Source organism: Mycobacterium sp. BK086, assembly GCA_004362315.1.
Taxonomy (GTDB): domain Bacteria; phylum Actinomycetota; class Actinomycetes; order Mycobacteriales; family Mycobacteriaceae; genus Mycobacterium.
The window spans coordinates 1-19,698 of record SNWL01000004.1 but is presented as its reverse complement, the minus strand read 5'-3'; the positions used below and the strand labels follow the sequence as shown (position 1 = coordinate 19,698).

Genomic DNA, 19,698 nt, shown 5'->3' with positions numbered 1-19,698 from the left:
CCATGGCGAAACTCTCCGTATCTGTCGACGTCCCCCTCCCGCCCGAGCAGGCCTGGCAGCACGCCTCGGACCTGTCCCGCTACAAGGAATGGCTGACCATCCACAAGGTCTGGCGCTCGACGCTGCCCGAGACCCTGGACAAGGGCACCGTGGTGGAGTCCATCGTCGAGGTCAAGGGCATGCCCAACCGGGTGAAATGGACGATCGTGCACTTCAAGGCGCCGGAAGCGATGACGCTCAACGGCACCGGCGTCGGCGGGGTCAAGGTCAAGCTGATCGGCAAGGTCCGGGCCAACGACAAGAAGCCCGGCACGTCCGTGGTCACCATGGACGTCCATCTGGGTGGTGCGCCGCTGTTCGGGCCGATCGGCATGGTCGTGGCCGGTGCGCTGCGCGGCGACATCAAGGAGTCGCTGAACCGCTTTGTAGCGGTCTTTGCTCCGTCCTAGGTCCTGATGACCCGATGCGGGCTCGGGTAGGGGTGTACCCGGGCCGCGCCGTGCCGGACCGGCAGCGGGTGCCGGGGTTGCTCGGTGCGCGATTGCTGGGCGGCGAGGAACCGGCGCTCCAGCCCGGCGATCAGGTCATGCACCGCGCGGCGCTCCCGTTCGGCGGTGCGGATCATTCCCCGAATGCGGCGGGCCTGCGTTTGCTCACCGCGGCGTTGATATCGCTCGAGGGCTGACCCGTAAGTAGCCAGGTCAGCGTCAAGCTGTTCGCACTGGGCCAGCAGCATCTCCCGGAGATGTTCGGCCTGACGGCGATTCGCGGATTCGGGTGTCTGCTCGCCCGCGTCCACATTGCTCGGTGAGGTCACGGGCGAACTGTAGCCGACCTAGACTTCCGGCGCGCAATGGGTGAGATACCTTTGCCCGCACCGCTTTTTGTTCATTCACCCGACACCTTGCCGACACCCGCCGTCGTATCGGTAGTTGCGCGAAGCCCGTAGTTCGTCCGATGATGTCCGGCGTGGGACATGCTGAGGAGCAGCGCCAGATCGATCAGGTGGTCGACCGCCTGACCGAGTTGTTCCCCTACGTTCCCGATCACGTCATCAGCGAGACCGTGGACAGCGCGCATCACCGGTTCGACGGCGCTCGCATCCGCGAGTTCATCCCGCTGTTCGTCGAGCGGCACTGCCGCGAGCTGTTCATCTTGCAGCCCGCGGTCGAGATCTCGGTCTAACCCACCGGCAGCGGCGCCGACCACACCAGCCGGGTGCCCCCGCCGGGGCGCGGGGCGATGGCGAACCGGCCCCCACACTCCCGAGCCCGCGCGGCCAGATTGGCCAGCCCGCTGCGGGTGACCTCCTCGCTGATCCCCACCCCGTCGTCGCTCACGCCGATGGTCAGGTCGTCGTCGACGGTCACCGAGACGGTCACCGAACGCGCCTGGGCATGCCGCACGACATTGCTGACCGCTTCGCGCACCACCGCCTCGGCATGATCGGCGAGCGCGGCATCGACCACCGACAACGGCCCGCTGATGTGCAGCGCCGGGCGCACCGCCGAGTCGACGGTCATCTGCGTCACCGCTTGCTCGATGCGCTGACGCAGCCGGGTGACCGATCCGCCGTGCAGGTCGAAGATCGTGGTGCGGATCTCCTCGACCACCTCCTGCAGGTCATCCAGCGCGCCGGTCACCCGCCGGGTGCCCTCGGTCTGGTCGGCGCTCAGCGCACCCTGCAGCGACAGGCCCACCGCGAAGAGTCGCTGGATCACGTGGTCGTGCAGATCCCTGGCGATCCGGTCGCGGTCGGTGAGCACGTCGAGCTCGCGCATTCGCCGCTGCGCGGTCGCCAGATGCAGCGCCAGCCCCGCCTGAGCGGTGAACGCTGCCGCCATGTCCAGATCCGCTTCGGCGAACCGCTTGCCCGGCGCCGCCACGCACACCAGCACCCCGGTGGGGGTGTCGGGTTCACAGACGGGCAGCACCAGTGCGGCCAGTCCCTCATCCCCCAGATCGCGGAAATCGCTGACCCGCAAGGGAAGACAATCGGTGTACGCCGCCGACACCGACCCGCTGACCGGAACGTTGCGGCCCAGTATTTCGCTGCGGGTCGAGGCGGTGATCACCAGCCCGTCCGCGTCGTCGGGTGTGGCGTAGAAGCTGAATTCGCACCCGGTCAAAGCCAGTGCCTTGGCGATGATTTCGCGATGCACGGCCGCGGGATCGTCACCGGCCAGCAAGTCGGTGCTGATATCGCGGGTGGCTTCGATCCACAGCTGGCGACTGTGCGCCGCCTGGTAGAGCCGAGCGTTGTCGATGGCGATTCCTGCCGCGCCGGCGAGTGCGAGCACCAGTACCTCGTCGGCCTCTGTGAAGGCCGCCCCGTCTGCTTTCTCGGTCAGGTACAGGTTGCCGTACACCTGATCGCGGATCCGGATGGGCACGCCGAGAAAGCTGCGCATCGGCGGGTGATGGGCAGGGAATCCGATCGACGCCGGATGTTGTGAAAGATCGTCGACACGAATCGCTTTGGGATTCTTGAGTAGCAGCCCGAGCATTCCGTGCCCGGTGGGAAGCGGACCGATTTGCTGAGCGGTCTCCGAGTCGATCCCGTCGAACACGAATCTCTCGAGCACCGGTTCGGAGCCGATCACCCCGAGAGCGCCGTAGCGGGCGTTCACCAAACCCATCGCGGTGCGCACGATGGTGTTGAGTTTCTCCTCCAGCTCAAGCCCGGAGGAGACGGTCAGCATCGCGTCAATCAGACCGTCGCGGACATCCAGATCAAACATCGCTGCGGCGCAACGTGTCCGCGGCAAACAGGGCGGCTTGGGTGCGCCCGGACAGGCCCAGCTTGGTCAGCAGCCGCGATACGTAGTTCTTGATCGTCTTCTCGGCCAAGAACATCCGCTGGCCGATCTCGCGGTTGGTCAGGCCCTCGCCCAGTAGCTGCAGCAGGGTGCGCTCGGTGGACGTCAGGTCACGCAACCGCTCGTCGCATTCGGTGTCCTTGCGCAACCGGGACATGAGTGCGGCCGCAGCCCGGTTGTCCAGCAACGACTTTCCCGCGCCGACGGTCTTGATGGCCTCGGACAGGGCCATGCCGCGAATGTCCTTGACCACGTACCCGCTGGCGCCTGCCAGGATCGCGTCGAGCATCGACTGCTCGTCGGTGAACGAAGTCAGGATGAGACAACGCAATTCGGCTTGCGCGGCGATGAGGTCCCGGCACAGGTCGATGCCGCTGCCGTCGGGCAGGCGGATGTCCAGCACCGCGACATCAGGCCGCGCCGCGGGGATGCGGGCCAGCGCTTCGGCCACGGTGGCCGCCTCACCCACCACGGTCAATTCGGGGTCGCTGCTCAGCAGCTCAGCCAGACCACGCCGAACGACCTCGTGGTCGTCGACCAGGAACACCTTGATCACACCGCAGTACAGCCTGGAAGCCTCCCGCGTCGGTAGGGGCTTTGGTCCCGAAATCCGCAGACCAACGCCGCACGGGAGGGGACGGGAACTGCCTGGCGCAGGGACTGATCTGGGGGGATCGTTGTCAGTGCGCGACGGTAAGTGCACCCTCCGGAGCGCCCCTTGGGCCGGCGGGCGAAGTCCCTTCTTCGCTCCGCCGGCCCAAACTCGGGTTCTAGACTGCGTCGATGCCCGCCCGGTACGCACCCGCCATCGACGTCCATGCGGTCGACGCGATCGACTTCCACACCCACGTCGAGATCGACGGTGCCGGCCACTGCGCCTACGACGACGAGCTGGCGCAGGCCACCGGCCAGTACTTCAAGCTCGGCGGAGACTACTTCGCCCGCGTCGATGACCTCGCCGTGCACTACCGCCAGCACAACACCGCCGCCGTGGTCTTCACCATCGACGCCCACACGATGTCGGGCCACCAACCCAATTCGATAGAAGAGCTGATCGAAGGAACGGTCCGCAACAACGACGTGCTGATCCCGTTCGGCTCCGTCGACCCGTGGGACACCGACGCGGTGCGCCGGGTGCGGCAGCTGACCGGCGACTACGGCGTCAGGGGATTCAAGTTCCATCCGAGCCTGCAGGGCTTCGAACCCAACGACCGCCGGTTCTATCCGATCTACGAGGCCATCGCCACCGCCGGGGTGCCCGCCCTGTTCCACACCGGCCAGACCGGGCTCGGCTCGGCGCTGCCCGGCGGACATGGGATCAAGCTGCGCTATTCCGATCCGATGCTGCTCGACGATGTCGCCGCCGACTTCCCCGACCTCACCGTCGTGATGGCCCACCCGGCGGTGCCGTGGGTCGACGCCCAGATCGCGATCGCCTCGCACAAGGCCAACGTGTACGTCGACCTGTCCGGCTGGTCTCCGAAATACTTTCCGCCCCAGCTTGTCTCGGCGATCGGGCGCCAGCTGCGCACCAAGGCGCTGTTCGGCACCGACCATCCCTACATCGCCCTTGACCGCTGGCGTCGCGACTTCGACACGCTCGGTGTCGATCCCGCGGTGGTGCCGCTGATCCTCAAGGAGAACGCGGTGCGAGTGCTGGGCCTGGGCTAGTCGATTTGGGACTCGACGACCAGCTCGGAGGGTGCGTTGCGTTCCCACAGCACCGCCCCGACGCACGCGGTCAGCACCCATCCGGCGCCCACCGCACCGCACCAGATCAGCAGCGCCATCGCCACCCCGATCGGGCCGAAACCATCCCAGTCGTGCAGGAGCGAGGGGAAGAGCAGCCGGGAGCCCAACGGGATCGCGAGCCCGTCGATCACCACACCGGCCAGCCCGGCCAGCGCCAGCGAACGCAGCCCCCGGCCGCCATCGCGGACCAGCAGCGCGGGGGTCAGCGACCAGAACAGCCACACCGGTAGCAGGCCGATGACGAACAACAGCCCCCGGCTGACACCGTGGTGATGGTGGCCGAACATGATCCGCTCCCGCACCGCCATGGTGGCCAGATACAGCACGAACCAAACCGTGCCCCGCAACAGCCGGGTCAGCAGGCCGTACTGCTCGCGCCGCCAGGCCTTCGCGAAAATCGTCGCGACGCTGGCTGCCATCGGGATGCCCCAGATCAGGAAGCTCGCCACCCCGATCAGCGTCCAGTCCGCCCGCAGCGCAGCAGAATTGCCGAACGCCTCACGCAATCGGTCGGACAGCGGATGCTCCAGGGCGAACTGCCGGGTGAAGATCGTTCCGGGACTGGCATTGTCGGCGAAGCCCTGCATATAGCTGAAGCCGATGATCATCAGCGGGATGACCGTGGTGAACAGCTGCGTGCTGACGACCGCGCTCTGGGTGCCGCCGTCGATCTCGTTGTACCGGGCAACCAATGCCGTCACCGGCTTGAGCCGGCGCGACTCCTGCAGCCGCCGATACCGTTCCTCGACGCGCCTGCGGATGTCGTCGCGCCTGGTGCCGACGGGCTCACCCCACTGCGTCATGAGCAGAGGGTAGGTGATCAACCTGTCTGCGACGGACGGGCCGCGGCCGTCTGGCCCTTGCGCAGGGTGGCGATCAGTTCGCGATACGGCCCGACCAGATAGGCGGTATCCCCGGCGATCAGCTGGGTGTCGCGGCGCGGGTGCAACCGCAGCGGGGCGTCGTCCCGGGTGATCGCGATGACCCGCGTCTGGGTGGACAGCTCGAACATCTTGATCCCGTCCAACTCGCTGCCGGGCTGCACCTGCACGGCGCCCACCATGAACGAGCGGTGGCCCACCGAGAACGTGCCCTGGACATCCAGGCCCATCGCCGCGCCGATGAACCACGGGGTGGCCAGATCGACGGTGGAGCGGACGTATTCGAACTTGAACCGCTTGCCGACCGCCGAGCCCAGCGCCCGGTCGTAGATCCGCAACACGATCGGGACGTCGGGCCGTTGAATCTCGGGAAGTGTTCGTGGACCGAATATCTCGCGCACCACGATGCCGGTCTCGATGTTGACCATGTCGTCCGCGGTGAGCACGGCGACCGCGCGGGCTTCGCCGATGCGTGCCGCTTGCAGTGTCTGGCGCAGGGTGGCGTCGCCGAAGATCACGGGCACACCGAGTTCGGCAGCCGCCGACAGGTAGCGGTTGTCCTCGTTGCGCTCGATCACGACGACGTCGTGTCCGGCCGCCTTGACCACGGCGGCCACACCGATTCCGAACGAGCCGAGGCCGACCACCACGACGTGGCGCTGCAGGTGGCGCACCCGCTGCCGGCTGGTGCCCTGCGAGATCCGGTGCGAGAGCAGCACATCGGCGACGAACGCCACCACGATGGCGGTCGTGGCGACCCCGGCGAACATCATCACCACGCCCCACAACCGCAGCCAGGTGGGTTGCTCGAGGAAGTTGAAGTCGCCGTAACCCACCGTGGCGATGGTCTCGGCGGAGAAGTACAGCGCGTCGACCCAGCTCATCCCTGGCTGGTGATAGGCCAACCGCAGCATGACCGTCGAGCCGAGCAGCAGCGTGGCCGACACCGCCAGCGCGCGATAGAACATCGGATTCAGGTCGGCGGCGAACGCGCGCACGGCGTCGGAGATGCGGACGAACAGCGGGCGCGTCCGCGGGGTGGCGCGGATCGGCTTGGCGATCTTGATGTCCTGTTCGGTGAGTTCGTCGGCGGTGCCGATCATCGCCGTCCAGTCGCCCGCGTGGACCCGCACGTCGCGGCCAGGACAGGCGATCACTTCACCGGGGGTGTCGGCGTTGTCGCCGCGGATGATGGCGACCGGGGCGAGATCGCCGTAGATCTCGCGCAACGTGCCTTCCCGTGGTGCGGTGGCGCCGGAGACGACGAAGTCGATGCCGGCGGCCGAAATGGTGTGGGTGGTCCGCTTGAGCAGGGCTTCCACCACCGAGGGCGCGGCGATCTCCGCGACGTCGAGGATGGCCCCCGGCCCGTTGCTGTCGGCCATCGCCTCACGCAACACGGCGTTGGACAGCCGGGCCACCACCCGGGCGTTCGGGTTGGCTTGGCGGGCGAGCAGCGCGATCTCCAGGTTCAGATCGTCATCGTCATCGGCGCAGATGACGGCGTCGGCGGTGGCGATCCCCGCCCCCTCGAGATCCTCCGGCGCCTGCGAGAGCGCCACCGTGATCCCGGCGTTGTTCAGCTCGTCGATGATCCGCAGTCCGAGCGCGTCATCACCGCAGACGATGGTGTGGCCCCGCATGGGTGAAACGCTACTTCGGAAACCTCGCCCGCGACGGGTGAGAATGACCTATGCCCAAAGCTTCCTACGTCAAGGCCTGCATCAACGGCGCCCGCAGTCCGGAGGCGCATTCGGCGCTGCCGGTATCACCGCAGCAACTCGCCGACGCGGCGGTGGCCGTGCACAAGGCCGGGGCCAAGGCCGTTCACCTGCATCCCAAGACTGCCGACGGCGTCGATTCACTGGCTCCGGAGACCGTCGGCGCAGCCGTCAGCGCCGTCCGGCAGGCACTACCCGGCCTGCCGTTGGGGGTGACGACGGGATTCTGGGCGCTGCCCGACCCGCAGCAGCGGTTGCGCGCCGTCGAGTCGTGGACCGTGCTGCCCGATTTCGCCTCGGTCAACTGGCATGAGCCCGGCTCGCTGGAACTGGCGCAGCTGCTGCTGAGCAGGGGCATCGGCGTCGAGGTCGGCATCTTTCACGCCGAGGCCGCCGACTCGTGGGCGAGCTCAGAGGTGGCATCCCACTGCATGCGGGTGATGATCGAACTGCAAGCCGACGAGGGCACCGACACCGCCGACGACCTGCTGGCGCGGATCCGGCGTGCCGAATCACCCGCCCCGATCCTGTTGCACGGCCTCGACGACAGTTGTTGGCCGCTGCTGGCGCACGCCGGTGTGCGCGGGCTGCAAACCCGGATCGGGCTGGAGGACACCGTGTTGATGCCCGACGGGTCGACGGCACCCGGCAATGCCGAACTGGTCGCGGCCGCGTGGGACGTTCTGCGGTCGGTCAGTCAGTAGAAGGGGCCAGCGCGAAGTCCGCGAAGTCGAACCCCGGCACCACCACGCAGCTGACCAGGGTCGGCTCGTCATCGCGGGGAACGGCGCGCTGCCAATAGCCGGGCGGCACCAGCACCTGCGGCTGCTCACCCGCCACGATATCGGAACCGAGCAGAATCGTTGTCGCGCTTTCTTTTTCAGCGCCGATCTCCAGCAATAACGGACTGCCGCGGTGGTACAGCCAGATCTCGGCGCTGCGCACCGTGTGCCATGCGGATTGCTGGCCGGGAAGCAGGACGAAGTAGATGGCCGTGCCGGCGTTGCGCGGCCCGTTGTAGTCGGGCGGCAGCGCCGATTCGCCGACGACGAGTTCGCTGCGCCAGGTCTCGCGGAAGTAGCCGCCTTCGGGGTGTGGGCCCAGGTCGAGCTGCTGTACCCACTCGGGGATGTCCGTCACGGCATCAGCCTAGAGATAAATCGGTTGCCCGCGTTCGTGTTGCGGCATTAGCGTGGCGCTCGTTCATCTCCTGGAGCATCGGAAGGAAGTCCCCGTCGTGGATCACAGCGTCGTTCACCTGACCGCTGACAACTACTTCGGAGACCCATGCCTACCGACTCTGCAATCTCCCTGATCGATCTCGACTTCGTCTGGCCGGACGGCACTGTCGCACTCGACCGTCTGAGCGCCACGCTCTCGAACGGACGTACCGGACTGGTCGGCGCGAACGGCAGCGGAAAGTCGACCCTGCTGCGCCTCATCGCCGGTGAACTGGCGCCGACCCACGGCCGGATCGTGACGTCCGGTGACGTTGCCTATCTGCCGCAGACCCTGACGCTGGACGTGGCGCTGTCCATCGCCGACGTACTCGGTGTGGGTGCCAAGCTGGCCGCGCTTGCAGCCATCGAGGCGGGCGCGTCGACCGAGCGCGACTTCGAGGTCATCGGCGAGGACTGGGACATCGCCGAACGTGCCGCCGAGGCATTGCGCGTCATCGGGCTGGGTGCCGCCGACCTGGACCGCACGGTCGGCCAGGTGTCCGGCGGCGAGGCCATGCTCCTGGCCGTCACCGCACTTCGGCTCGGACAGGCCGAGATCACCCTGCTCGACGAGCCGACGAACAACCTCGACAGAACTGCCCGCGGGCGGCTGTTCGACCTGATCGGCGACTGGCCGGGCACGCTGGTCGTGGTCAGCCACGACGTCGCGCTGCTCAACCGGATGGACAACACCGCCGAGCTGCACGACCACCGGCTCACCTCCTTCGGCGGGCCCTACCACCAGTGGCGCGAGCACCTGGACAACGAGCAGGCCGCCGCGGCGCAGGCGGTGTCGGCCGCCGAACAGACGGTGCGGGCGCAGAAACGCCAGCGGGCAGCGGCCGAGACCAAACTGGCACACCGAAACCGCAAGGCGCAGAAGGACTATGCCAACAAGCGGGCGCCGAAGATCGTGATGAACAACTGGGCGTCGTCCGCCGAGGTCGCCGCGGGCAAGCTGCGGACCGAACTCGACGAGAAGGCGGCCGCGGCCGCCGGTGCATTGCAGGCGGCCGAGGCCAGGCTGCGCAGCGATGAGCACATCCGCGTCGACCTGCCCGACCCCGACGTGCCTGCCAGCCGCAGAATCGCCGAATTGCCCGGCGTCCGTGGACCCTTCGTGGTGATGGGCCCCGAACGGATCGCCGTCATCGGGCGCAACGGGATCGGGAAGACCCGCCTGCTGGACGACCTGCTCGCCGGCACCGCAGGCCGATTGCTCACCGACCGGATCGGATACCTGCCGCAGCGCATCGACGGATTGGACGAACGGGCCAGTGTGCTCGACACCGTGACGACGCCGGGCGCCGATGCCGCCCTGGTGCGCACCCGGCTCGCCCGGTTTCTGCTGCGCGGCGACGCCGTGCATCGGCCGGTGGCCACGCTGTCCGGCGGCGAACGGTTTCGGGTCGCGCTGGCGCGGCTACTGCTGGCCGATCCACCACCCCAGCTGATCGTGCTGGACGAACCCACCAACAATCTCGATCTGTCCAGCGTGGACCAGTTGGTCGACGCACTGCGGGCCTACCGGGGGGCCCTGATCGTGGTCAGTCACGACGACGAGTTCCTGGCCCGGCTCGATCTGAACCGCACGTTGTCGATGCGGCGCCCGGGCGTACTCGACGAAGCGGGTTAGGGTCTGACCATGGCACACCTGCGTGCGGGCTGGTTCGTCGTGCTTTGCGCGGTGGTGCTGGCGGTCAGCGCCTGGCTGCCGTGGCTGACGACCCCGGTGCTCGGCGGCGGGCGGGCCAGCGCGATCGGCGGCACGGTCGGCAGCATCGTGTTGCCGGCGCACTTCGGAGTGGGACAGCTGATCGTGCTGCTCACCTCGGTGCTGATCGTCACCGGTGCGATGGTGGCGCGCAATCTGTCTCCGCGGCTGGCCGCCGCGGCCGCGCTGGTGATCTCGCTGCTCATCGGGGTGCTGGTCTACTCGTACTACCAACACAATGTCAGCCCACCGGTGTCGGCGGGCTATGGGTTCTACCTCGGGGCCGCGAGCGCAGGGCTCGCGCTGCTGTCCTCGGTGTGGGCGTTGTTCTCGGCGTTGGTGCGCAGACGATGAGCCGATTCGTCGAGCCGGTCACTTTGACCGGCGCGCAATGGGTTTCGCTCGAGCCGCTCAGCGAAGACCACGTTCCCGAGATCACGGCGGCCGCCGCAGACGTCGGGGAATTGTGGTTCACCAGCGCGCCGTCACCGGACAACGCGGCGGCGTGGGTGAGCAGGATGTTGGCGATGCAGGCCGGCGACCAGGGCGTGACCTATGTGATCCGGCGGCGCACCGATGGCGCGGTGGTCGGCTCGTCGAGCCTGTTTCACGTCGACGCCGCCAACCGGCGTCTCGAGATCGGCCACACCTGGCATAGCGCCTCGGCGCGCCGGACCGGGGTCAACACCGAGACGAAGCTGGTGCTGCTTTCTCATGCGTTCGACCAACTCGGTTGTGTCGCAGTGGAGTTCCGCACGCACTTCTTCAATCAGGTCAGCAGGGCGGCGATCGAACGGCTCGGCGCCAAGCTGGACGGCGTGTTGCGTAGCCACCAGCTGCTACCCGACGGTTCCCGTCGCGACACCGTCGTCTACTCGATCCTGGACATCGAATGGCCCGCTGTTCGTAACAACCTGGAGTTCCGCCTCAGCCGTCATGACTGACGGCCGAGGCGGACTCGTGGAATCGGTTGGGCCTCAGCCCGCTTCGACGGTTGTCGGCGCGATCGGTGTGTTACCGCCTGAACGCGTGATTTCAATTCGGCGGGGTTTGGCTCTCTCGGCCAATGGGATTGTCACTGTCAGCACGCCGTTTTCGTAGGTGGCGGAGATCTTCGTCGTGTCGATTCCCTCGCCGAGTGACAGTTGCCGCCGGTAGGTGCCGAAGAATCTCTCACTGGTCAGCCATTGCACCGAGTCTTCGGAACGGGCCGAACGGTGCGCGGTCAGAGTCAGTGTCCCGTTGTCGACGTTCACGTCGACCGAGCCGGGATCCACCCCGGGCAGGTCGGCGGTGAGGACGTAATGGTCGTCGACCTTGTAGAGGTCCATCGGCATGAACCTGGGGCTGCGATCGGTTCCGGCTTGGCTGGTCAGCAGTCCCCGGGCCATGGCGTCAAGGTCATTGAACGGATCGAAGCGGAGCACAGTACTCACCTCCCTGGATTACTGAACGCAAGCCCACCACCCTGGCGGGCAGCTTTACTGTGCAGCGCCAGATTAGCACTCGAAGATGGAGAGTGCTAATACTTTTTTGCCGGGCTTTCCGCGGCCACCGGTAGGCTTGGCCAGGTTTGTGAGGGGATGAGATTTGCGAAATCTGACCGGGCAGGTGTCGGCTGTACTGGCCGCGGCGCTGGTGGTGACGATCGCGGGCTGTTCGGACGACGCGAAGCCGGTCGCCGCCGTCAAGTGCGACGAGGTGTCGGTGCCGATGATCGACATTCCAACCCGCACCGATCAGGAACCGCGGTTGCGGCTCCCGCAGCCGCAGGGTTGGGAGCGCACCACCAAATTGGACTCCGAGACCATCCGCTTCGCACTGCGCAACGAGGGGCTCACGGATCAGGGCTTCACCCCGAACGCCGTCGTCACCTTGCAGAAGGTGGGCACCGATGTGGGCAAGCCGCAGCAGATCCTCGACGCCCAGGACAAGCAGCTGGTAGCCAAGCTGAAAGTCAAGGACCTGAAATCCACCCCGACACAGATCTGCGGGTCGCCGGCGCAGTCGACCACGTACACCGCCCCCGCGATGGGCAAGATCCCGGCTCGCAACGCCGCGTCCCTGGCTGTGGTCTATCAGGCCGGTGACGTCAACTACGTGACCACGCTGACGGTGCAGACGATCAAGCCCGACAATCCCACCTACATCACGGATTCCGCCGCGATGCTCAAGGGTTTCCAGATCCTGCCGCCTAAATAGCGACGGTGTGGACCTGTCTGCCGTTCAGTCGTTCGGTGCACCGGTCGCAGGCCAGCTCCCCGGTGAATCCCGAACCGCAGTCGTGATGGGTCATCACCACCGCCGGGCCTTCGGGCGCCTGGAACCACCACTGCGCCCACTGCAGTGCCGCGGTCAGCACCGGGAAGAATGCCCGGCCCTTCTCGGTCAGCAGGTAGGCGGCGCGCTCAGGGCCCGACCGTTCGGTCGGTGAGGTGGTGAGAACGCCAATCGTGCAGAAGGTCTGCAACCGCTCGGCCAACAGGCTGGGCGGCGCGCCGAGCTGGGTCTGAAAATCGGTGAAGCGGGTGGTGCCAAGGAATGCTGCCACCAGAAGTGCCGCAGCCCAACGGTTTCCAAGGATGCTCATGGTTTCCGGGAACAGCCCGGCGTGCCGGGTTGCGGTGTCGGATTCCGAACGCCGCCGGGTCGACGCGGCCGGGGCCGAACGTGTCCATGCGCCGCTCGGGCCGAGGCTCAGCGCCACCTCCGAGCCGGTGACCACGGCATGGCAGGTGTTGCAACGCAATTGGGGTGCGAAATGGGACCCACAGGCCAGGTGTTGCATGGCGGGCAGGGCGTGCTGATGCCCGGTCACCCAGTTGCGTTCCCACTCCCAGATAGACAGCAGCGCCGGCCACAACGAACGCCCGCGGTTGGTGATCAGGTACTCGGTGCGTGCCCGGGTGGAGGCATGCACCTTGCGGGTGAGTAGACCGTCGTCGACCAGCGTGCGGAGCCGGCTGGTCAGAACGGAATTCGAGATCGGCAATCGCGACATGAACTGGCTGTAGCGGCTGACCCCGAGCAGCGCCTGCTGAACGATCAGCAGGTTCCACTCGTCGCCGAGCAGGCCCAGCATCCTGCCGATGGCATTGGGGCTTTCTGGCGCCAAGACGGTGGGGGTCTCGGCAGCGAGGGTTTCGGTCACTACAGTCCGATCGCCTCGGCGGCGCAGTCGCTGGTATGCCAGCGGCGCAGTGCATCGCCGGCCACCCAGGTGGAATGGGTGCCGCTGGAAATCCGTTCCGGCAGTTGAAGTTTGCACACCGGTCCGTCTGTGAGCCGGGCGGCGTCGAAAACCAGGCAATAGGAGGCGTCGGCACCCATATCCGTGGTGAGCGTCACCAGGTAGCCGTCGTCCTCGGACCGGGATCCGACCCGCGGAGCCATCGCCGTCTCGCTGCCGTAGACGCCGTCGCCGAATCCATAGCGCTGTTCGGTGCCGGTGTGCAGGTCGTGGCGGACCAGTCCGTCGAACAGGAACCAGCCCGGCTTGCCGGTGGCCGCATAGGTATAGCGGTACGGCTCGCCGGCATGGGTCCCGTTGATCATGCCGAACTCGGTGATGCTGTCGGACAGCGATTCTTCGGTCAGCCCGCCGGTACGAAGGTTGAGCCGCCAGCGGTGCAGCCTGGCCTGCATCCGGTCCAGTGCCAGGAACCGGAATGCCCGCTGCCACTTGGTGCCGGTGCCGTTGTCGCTCGGTTCGGGGTCGCCCTGGAAGAAGCCGTCCAGCACGATCTCGTCGCCGTCTTCATAGGCGTTGACGAAGTGCAGGACGTAGGTCGGGTCGGCCTCGAACCACTGAATATCAGCACTGGCCCCGCGGCGGGGGAGCACCGCGAACCGCGAGGGCATATCGCGGTGGAACCGTGCGACGTGCAGGTCGCGCTCCAGCAGCTCGGGATCCCAGAACAGCGGTAAGTCGTTGAGGATCACGTAGTTTCGCGTGAACGCCATATCGTGGGGGAGCCGCGGACCGGGCAGTGGCACGTCGGTGTAGTGCACCAGGTCGTTGTTCGCGTCCACCACTCCGTAGTGCATGAAGGGCGCGGACTTGGAGTAGTTGAAGAACAGCATCTCCCCGGTGCGGTCGTCGACCTTCGGATGCGCCGAGACGCCCCAGTCGCGGGGGAACCCGCCGCCCCACGTCTCCTTGCCCAGGGTCTCGCCGGAAAACGGGTCGACGCGGTACAGGTCGCCGCACTGGTAGAAGCTCGTCAACGCGGTGCCACGGTGCACTACGACATCCGTGCTGGAGGCGTCCTTCATCAGCGTGCGCGCGCCCCAGCCGTAGTCCACCTTCGCCAGCGGCAATGGCTCGGCGAGCCCCGGCCAGAGCGGACCCCCGGCGGCGTTCTCGGCCTCGAAGCCGTCGGTCCGGACAAAGCGGTTGCGGTAGAACGCCTTTCCGTCCCGGAAGCCGACGACGTGCAGCATGCCGTCACCGTCGAAGGGGTGGTAGGCCTTCAGTGCCGGGTGCAACGGGTTCTCGGTGTTGCGCAGATAGACGCCGTCGAGATCGGTGGGGATCTCGCCGTCGACGACGGTCAGATCATCGGCGCACCACTCAGTGTTCTGTGGGCGCCATGGCCCGGTGCGGTACGGGTGGTCGTCATCCTCAGGAAGGGTGGACAGAAATTTGCCGACGATCTCAGTGTGCATCGTCTGCCGATCTGATCATGAAACTGACTGTGGTGGCGGTACTACCGCCGAAATTCACAGTGCCGAAACGCCGGGCACCGTCGACCTGGTAGTCGCCTGCGAGATCGCTGACTTGTTTGGCGGCATCGAGCATCATCCGGATTCCCGAGGCGCCCACCGGGTGACCGCCACCGATCAGCCCGCCGCTGGGGTTGATCGGCAGCCGCCCGCCGATCTCGATCTCGCCGTTCTCGATCGCCTTCCACGATTCGCCCGGCCCGGTCAGCCCGATGTGATCGATGGCGAGGTACTCGCTCGGGGTGAAGCAGTCGTGCACCTCGAAACCGTCGACGTCGTCGAGCCCGACACCAGCCCGGCTGAACGCGTCGTGCACCGCGGCGCGCACGTGCGGCAGCACATAGGGGTTTTCGGCATCCCGGTCGAGTTTCTGGCGCAGGCCCAGGCCGACCGTGCGGTGGCCCCAGCCCTCGATCAGCCCGATCGGGCGCACCCCCGGGTGATCGCGCAGGAAGTCGTCGTTGACCAGAACGACGCCGGCGCCGCCGTCGGTCATCTGGCTGCAGTCGTAGCGGCGGATCCGGCCCTCGGTGGGTGGGTTGACGGCGTCGTCCCCGCCGTGCGCGACCAGATCGGGGACTTCCCAATCCCGGGTCTGGGCGTTGGGGTTGCGCCGGGCGTTGGCGAAGTTCAGTGCGGCGATGGCATGCAGGTGGCGGTCGTCGATGCCGAAGCGCCGGTCGTACTCGTCGGCGACGTCACTGAACATCGACGGCCAGATGTACTTGGCGTCAGCGCCCTCGTGGCCGGTCCAGGCTGCCGCGCCGAGGTGCGCGGCCGCGATGTCACCGGGCACCGTCTTTTCCAGTTCCACGCCGACGACAAGGGCGGTGCGGTAGTTGCCTGCCCGCAGGTCGGCCATCGCGGCCAGGGCCGCCACGCTGCCCGACGCGCATGCGGCCTCATGGCGCGTCGCGGGGGTGTCCCACAAGCCGTCCTGCACGGTGGCGGGCATGGCGCCGAGATGGCCCTGGGCGGCGAACATCTCACCGAATGCGTTGGCGACGTGTACGACGTCGATGTCGGCGGCGTCGATCATCGCCGCGGTCAGGGTGAGGTCGACGACCTCGCTGGTCAGCGACGCGAAGTCGCGGCCTTCCCTGGTGAGGTTGCGGGCGAAGTCGCTCTGGTAGCCGCCGAGGATCCAGACGTTGCCTGCCATTGCGCCGAAATTACTACAGCTAAGAGAGTGGCGGACCGGAATGCGTTATGCGACCCCAAATTGGGGGCGGCCCCGCCGGCTCTAGGTCTGAACCGACAGGACCTCAACGAGCGTGGAAGTCGACCACCGCGCTCGCTTGAAGCGGAGCATTGCCCCGCTTGTCCGCTCACAAACGTCATCGTCGGGACGGCCGCGCGTTACTTTTACTGGCTGGCGGGAACACACCAGAAATGTCTACGCCAATCCACGACCTGGCGCAGCGGATGGCTCAGCTGGCCAGGGACACGGCGCTGCCGCACCGCGTCGACGAGGTTCTCGCCGGCGTGACCGCCGCGGCGACCGAGATGATTCCGGGCACCGATACCTGCGGTGTCCTACTCATCGGCAAGGGCGGGAAATTCGACTCCCTGTTCGGCACCTCGGAGTTGGTCTACAAACTCGACAGGTTGCAGGAGGAGTGCGGGGAGGGGCCCTGCGTCGAAGCCGCGCTCGACGACCTGATCGTGCGGACCGACGATTTCATCACCGAGTCGCGCTGGCCGAAATACAGCCAGGCGGTCGCCGGCCTGGGGGTCCGCAGTGGTTTGTCGTTCAAGCTCTACACGAGCGCGAGTACGGCCGGCGCCCTGAACTTGTTCGGGATAGAACCGAACGCCTTTGACGCGCAGTCCGAGGCCATCGGTTCGGTATTGGCCGCCCACGCCGCGTCGGCGATCCTGGCCAGCCGGCATGGCGAGCAGCTGGAATCGGCGTTGACCACGCGTGACACCATCGGCCAGGCCAAAGGGGTGGTCATGGAGCGGTTCAACGTCGACGCCGTCCGTGCATTCGAAATGCTGCGGGAGCTGTCGCAGACGACGAACACCCGGCTGATCGACATCGCCACGAGGGTCATCGAAACCCGGGGCGGGTAGGTCGCGAGCGCCGGTATCGTGGTCGTAATTTTCCGGTGCTGGGGGGTCGCTCGATGATGAGGGATGCGCTCAGGCGTTGGTGGCAGCAGTCCACTCACTACGACTGGCTCAGCGGTTACCTCGCCGCGCATGGGATGCGTGGTGCCACCCGCGCGCTGATGGCCTTCCTGGCCGCCTCGATGGTGGCCTGCCTGCTGGGACTGCTCGGCTCGATCGACGGACCCGTCGGACCCGTGCCCATCACGATGACCTGGCTTGCGGTCGCGGGTGGGATCGGCTGCGCGGTCCTGTGGAGTCTGCGCTGGCCGACCCAACGTCAGTCGGTGGTGTTCGCGCTGGTGACCAACGCCTCGATCGCGTTGGCCTGCCTGGCGTATCCACGACCGATGCCCGCGGTGATCGGGTGTATCGCATTCGCCACCATCGGCGCTTATGTCGCGTTCTTTCACGGCACGGGATTGGTTCTCTACAACTTCGCCGTCGCGGCTGTGGTCGCCTCGATCGGCGCGGCCAGGATGTCGGCGGAGGGGCATACCGTTCTGGCTGCGGTGGACTGGTGGCTCATCATCCAGGTCAACATCGCGCTGCCGCTGGCGATCCAGATCATGGTCCGCGCGCTCGGGATGGATCTGATTCGCGCCGAACGAGACCCACTGACGGGGCTGCTCAATCGGCGAACCTTCCATCAGGAGACCGCCGGCCTGATCCAGACGGGACGGGCGGCCGGCTCGCATCTGGTCGTGGCGCTGATCGATCTGGACAAGTTCAAGTCCGTCAACGACCGCTACGGCCATGCGGCCGGCGACGAGGCACTGGTGCATGTCGCGGCGGCGATCGCACAGGCCGCTGGTGACACGGCGGTCGTCGCGCGCAGCGGGGGCGAGGAATTCCTGGTCGCCACCACGTCACCGACTGCCGATTGTCACGAGCTGGCCAACCGGTTGTGTACCGCGATTGCGGAATCTCCGGCCGGGGTGACCGCGAGCGTCGGCACCACCGCGGTCCGGCTGGCTGACACCGACGATGACGACAAGCCACTCGTCGACCGGCTCGTCGCCACGGCCGACTGGGCCATGTATCGCGCCAAGCGCGCCGGCGGCAACGGCGTCCGGCATCAGGACACCGGCCCGATCGGGCAGCGACCGCCGCAGCGCGGTGGCGGCGTGAGTCAATCGGCCTGACCCTTCGCGTTCTCGATGAAGCGCTTCAGCGTGGCACGGTCCTTGTAGCCGTCGGGTCCCTTGGTACCCGAGTTCACGTCGACCCCGTAGGGGCGGACGTTCCGGATCGCGTCGGCGACGTTGTCAGGGGTCAGGCCACCGGCGAGGATCGCCGGGATGGGTACCTGCGCGACGATCTGGCGGCTGATCGACCAGTCGTGGGTCTGGCCGGTGCCGCCGATCTGATCGGTCGAGGTGTTGATGGTGTCGAGCACGAGCGCGTCGACAGTGTTTGCGTATTGCCGTGCGGTGTCGATGGATTGGTGATCGATGACGTGGATTGCCTTGGTGAGCTTGATATCTGGCATCCGGTCTTTGATCGCTCGCGTCTGGTTCGGGGGGGTGTCGCCGTGGAGCTGGATCGTGGTGACGCCCATCGTGATGGCGAGTGTGGCGATGTCGTCCGGCTCGCTGAGGTGTGTGACGAGAACCGTCTCGACCGGTGGAAGGGCGGCGATGATGGTTGCCGCTTCGTCTGGTTGCAGAAAGTCTGGGGAGCTGTGTCGTTGGCCGACGAGGAAGCCGAGCGCGTCGGCGCCGTACTCAGCAGCCGCCAGCGCGTCTTGGAGCCGGCGGATGCCACAGATCTTGACGTGGATCATCGCAGGTGGTCGCCCGGAAACCCCCGACACGGATGCACGTCGTAGACGAAGACGCCGGCTGCCACGCCCGGGTCGCCGTCCATGATCGCGACAGTCTCCTCGACAGAGCAGTCAAAGACGCCGATGCCGCAGACGTCCGAGGAATCCGCCACGGGCAGCACCACCTGGAGGACCCCCTCGGCGCGCAGGCCGAAGTTTCGCCGCCCGTGCTCCCAAATGATCTGTGCTGCTTCAGGACTGCCGTAGTTCGGGCCGGCTTTCAGGATGGCCACGCTGTACGTCTTGGTGGTCGGCAGCAGGCTCTTCATCTCGTCGTCGCTGAAGTGCTTCACGGATGTAGTCAACCAAGCCCGGGCGCCGTCAGGAAGTGGTCGTCGGCGCCGCCCCAAACATCACCACCCCTACGCGCGTCGCGGCGTACGTTCCGGGGTAGACCTACCGAATCCCGGCACGACCGATGTCACTGGAGATATGTCATGTCCAATGAGAACGAAGATCTGGTCAGCGTCCGCTACATCGTCGACGACGTTCAGGCGGCGATTGACTTCTATACGAGCTATCTCGGGTTCATTCTGCGGTCCTCACATCTGCCCGCCTTCGCCGACGTCACCCGCGGCTCACTGAGGCTCCTTCTATCGGGCCCGCAGAGTTCGGGTGCCCGCGCCACACCGTCCGACGCGAATTCGGCGGGTAGAAATCGTATTCACTTGATCGTCGACGATCTGGACGCCGAGGTCGAACGGCTGCAAACCGCCGGGTTGCGGCTTCGCAGCGAGGTCGTCACCGGCCCGGGCGGACGTCAGGTGTTGATTGCCGACCCGGCGGGGAACCTCGTCGAGCTGTTTGCGCCGGCAACGTCGGACTGAAGTGCCCCTGTTCAGAGTGGGTTGATGGTTGACGGATCTAGTTCGGTTGATCCTTGACACTCTTGTGTGTGTCTTAGGTCTGGCCGCTGGGGCGGCAGGCCT

The 19,698-nt window shown here is 66.7% G+C and carries 23 protein-coding genes; 11 read left to right on the top strand and 12 right to left on the bottom strand.

Annotated features, from left to right (window positions below; genetic code table 11):
* Positions 1–2 precede the first annotated feature (2 nt).
* A complete protein-coding gene (locus EV580_RS10690) occupies positions 3–449 on the top strand; it encodes a type II toxin-antitoxin system Rv0910 family toxin (protein WP_133691163.1) in 447 nt (148 codons plus the stop codon).
* On the opposite strand, the gene EV580_RS10685 is transcribed toward EV580_RS10690, so the two are convergent.
* Positions 446–817, bottom strand: a complete 372-nt coding sequence (locus EV580_RS10685; RefSeq protein WP_133691162.1) for a hypothetical protein — start codon at positions 815–817, stop codon at positions 446–448. The two genes, EV580_RS10690 and EV580_RS10685, sit on opposite strands and share 4 nt — an antisense overlap.
* 143 nt (positions 818–960) lie before the next feature.
* On the opposite strand from EV580_RS10685, the gene EV580_RS10680 reads away from it, so the two are divergent.
* Positions 961–1,185: a three-helix bundle dimerization domain-containing protein gene (locus tag EV580_RS10680; RefSeq protein ID WP_255496888.1), complete on the top strand. Its 225-nt coding sequence runs from the start codon at positions 961–963 to the stop codon at positions 1,183–1,185.
* Here EV580_RS10680 and EV580_RS10675 read toward each other — a convergent pair.
* Together EV580_RS10675 and EV580_RS10670 are read right to left on the bottom strand one after the other, a co-directional pair.
* Positions 1,182–2,741 carry a GAF domain-containing sensor histidine kinase gene (locus tag EV580_RS10675; protein ID WP_133691160.1) on the bottom strand — a complete coding sequence of 520 codons (1,560 nt, stop codon included), beginning with the start codon at positions 2,739–2,741 and terminating at the stop codon, positions 1,182–1,184. The two genes, EV580_RS10680 and EV580_RS10675, sit on opposite strands and share 4 nt — an antisense overlap.
* Complete coding sequence (locus tag EV580_RS10670; protein WP_133691159.1) at positions 2,734–3,375, bottom strand: response regulator; 642 nt, start codon at positions 3,373–3,375, stop codon at positions 2,734–2,736. Before EV580_RS10670 ends, EV580_RS10675 begins: the two co-directional genes overlap by 8 nt.
* Before the next feature lie 227 nt (positions 3,376–3,602).
* On the opposite strand from EV580_RS10670, the gene EV580_RS10665 reads away from it, so the two are divergent.
* Positions 3,603–4,490, top strand: coding sequence for an amidohydrolase family protein (locus EV580_RS10665; protein ID WP_133691158.1), 888 nt, complete (start codon positions 3,603–3,605; stop codon positions 4,488–4,490).
* On the opposite strand, the gene EV580_RS10660 is transcribed toward EV580_RS10665, so the two are convergent.
* Together EV580_RS10660 and EV580_RS10655 are read right to left on the bottom strand one after the other, a co-directional pair.
* A complete protein-coding gene (locus EV580_RS10660) occupies positions 4,487–5,374 on the bottom strand; it encodes a hypothetical protein (RefSeq protein ID WP_133691157.1) in 888 nt (295 codons plus the stop codon). The two genes, EV580_RS10665 and EV580_RS10660, sit on opposite strands and share 4 nt — an antisense overlap.
* A gap of 17 nt (positions 5,375–5,391) precedes the next feature.
* Entirely contained in the window at positions 5,392–7,095 is a 1,704-nt protein-coding gene (locus EV580_RS10655; protein ID WP_133691156.1) for an NAD-binding protein, read from the bottom strand.
* A gap of 50 nt (positions 7,096–7,145) precedes the next feature.
* Between EV580_RS10655 and EV580_RS10650 the strand changes: the two genes are divergently transcribed.
* Entirely contained in the window at positions 7,146–7,877 is a 732-nt protein-coding gene (locus EV580_RS10650) for a 3-keto-5-aminohexanoate cleavage protein (RefSeq protein ID WP_133691155.1), read from the top strand.
* Here EV580_RS10650 and EV580_RS10645 read toward each other — a convergent pair.
* The gene (locus tag EV580_RS10645; protein ID WP_133691154.1) at positions 7,867–8,313 is read right to left on the bottom strand and encodes a cupin domain-containing protein; all 447 of its coding nucleotides are present in this window, start codon (positions 8,311–8,313) and stop codon (positions 7,867–7,869) included. The two genes, EV580_RS10650 and EV580_RS10645, sit on opposite strands and share 11 nt — an antisense overlap.
* Positions 8,314–8,460: 147 nt before the next feature.
* Here EV580_RS10645 and EV580_RS10640 point away from each other — a divergent pair, with 147 nt between their 5' ends.
* The 3 genes from EV580_RS10640 to EV580_RS10630 are packed head-to-tail and all read left to right on the top strand — an operon-like array spanning position 8,461 to position 11,051.
* Positions 8,461–10,029 (top strand): ABC-F family ATP-binding cassette domain-containing protein, encoded by a 1,569-nt coding sequence (locus EV580_RS10640; protein ID WP_133691153.1) that lies wholly within the window; start codon positions 8,461–8,463, stop codon positions 10,027–10,029.
* A gap of 9 nt (positions 10,030–10,038) precedes the next feature.
* Positions 10,039–10,461: a hypothetical protein gene (locus tag EV580_RS10635; RefSeq protein ID WP_133691152.1), complete on the top strand. Its 423-nt coding sequence runs from the start codon at positions 10,039–10,041 to the stop codon at positions 10,459–10,461.
* On the top strand, positions 10,458–11,051 hold the full coding sequence (locus tag EV580_RS10630; RefSeq protein ID WP_133691151.1) for a GNAT family N-acetyltransferase: 594 nt from the start codon (positions 10,458–10,460) through the stop codon (positions 11,049–11,051). The genes EV580_RS10635 and EV580_RS10630 overlap by 4 nt, the downstream gene beginning before the upstream one ends.
* A 33-nt stretch (positions 11,052–11,084) precedes the next feature.
* Here EV580_RS10630 and EV580_RS10625 read toward each other — a convergent pair whose 3' ends face one another.
* Complete coding sequence (locus EV580_RS10625; protein WP_133692188.1) at positions 11,085–11,534, bottom strand: Hsp20/alpha crystallin family protein; 450 nt, start codon at positions 11,532–11,534, stop codon at positions 11,085–11,087.
* A gap of 163 nt (positions 11,535–11,697) precedes the next feature.
* On the opposite strand from EV580_RS10625, the gene EV580_RS10620 reads away from it, so the two are divergent.
* Positions 11,698–12,309, top strand: coding sequence for an LpqN/LpqT family lipoprotein (locus tag EV580_RS10620; RefSeq protein WP_133691150.1), 612 nt, complete (start codon positions 11,698–11,700; stop codon positions 12,307–12,309).
* Here EV580_RS10620 and EV580_RS10615 read toward each other — a convergent pair.
* The 3 genes from EV580_RS10615 to EV580_RS10605 are packed head-to-tail and all read right to left on the bottom strand — an operon-like array spanning position 12,302 to position 15,994.
* On the bottom strand, positions 12,302–13,258 hold the full coding sequence (locus EV580_RS10615) for a winged helix-turn-helix transcriptional regulator (RefSeq protein WP_133691149.1): 957 nt from the start codon (positions 13,256–13,258) through the stop codon (positions 12,302–12,304). The two genes, EV580_RS10620 and EV580_RS10615, sit on opposite strands and share 8 nt — an antisense overlap.
* Complete coding sequence (locus EV580_RS10610) at positions 13,258–14,775, bottom strand: carotenoid oxygenase family protein (RefSeq protein ID WP_133691148.1); 1,518 nt, start codon at positions 14,773–14,775, stop codon at positions 13,258–13,260. Before EV580_RS10610 ends, EV580_RS10615 begins: the two co-directional genes overlap by 1 nt.
* Positions 14,765–15,994 carry an acetyl-CoA acetyltransferase gene (locus EV580_RS10605; protein WP_133691147.1) on the bottom strand — a complete coding sequence of 410 codons (1,230 nt, stop codon included), beginning with the start codon at positions 15,992–15,994 and terminating at the stop codon, positions 14,765–14,767. The genes EV580_RS10610 and EV580_RS10605 overlap by 11 nt, the downstream gene beginning before the upstream one ends.
* 230 nt (positions 15,995–16,224) lie before the next feature.
* Between EV580_RS10605 and EV580_RS10600 the strand changes: the two genes are divergently transcribed.
* Both EV580_RS10600 and EV580_RS10595 read left to right on the top strand, forming a co-directional pair.
* Positions 16,225–16,908, top strand: coding sequence for an ANTAR domain-containing protein (locus EV580_RS10600; protein WP_133691146.1), 684 nt, complete (start codon positions 16,225–16,227; stop codon positions 16,906–16,908).
* 56 nt (positions 16,909–16,964) lie between these two features.
* A complete protein-coding gene (locus EV580_RS10595) occupies positions 16,965–18,089 on the top strand; it encodes a GGDEF domain-containing protein (protein WP_133691145.1) in 1,125 nt (374 codons plus the stop codon).
* Here EV580_RS10595 and EV580_RS10590 read toward each other — a convergent pair.
* On the bottom strand, positions 18,077–18,730 hold the full coding sequence (locus EV580_RS10590) for a phosphoribosylanthranilate isomerase (RefSeq protein ID WP_133691144.1): 654 nt from the start codon (positions 18,728–18,730) through the stop codon (positions 18,077–18,079). The two genes, EV580_RS10595 and EV580_RS10590, sit on opposite strands and share 13 nt — an antisense overlap.
* Entirely contained in the window at positions 18,727–19,062 is a 336-nt protein-coding gene (locus tag EV580_RS10585; protein WP_133691143.1) for a YciI family protein, read from the bottom strand. Before EV580_RS10585 ends, EV580_RS10590 begins: the two co-directional genes overlap by 4 nt.
* Before the next feature lie 144 nt (positions 19,063–19,206).
* Here EV580_RS10585 and EV580_RS10580 point away from each other — a divergent pair, with 144 nt between their 5' ends.
* Positions 19,207–19,596 (top strand): VOC family protein, encoded by a 390-nt coding sequence (locus EV580_RS10580; RefSeq protein ID WP_133691142.1) that lies wholly within the window; start codon positions 19,207–19,209, stop codon positions 19,594–19,596.
* The last annotated feature ends 102 nt before the right edge of the window (positions 19,597–19,698 follow it).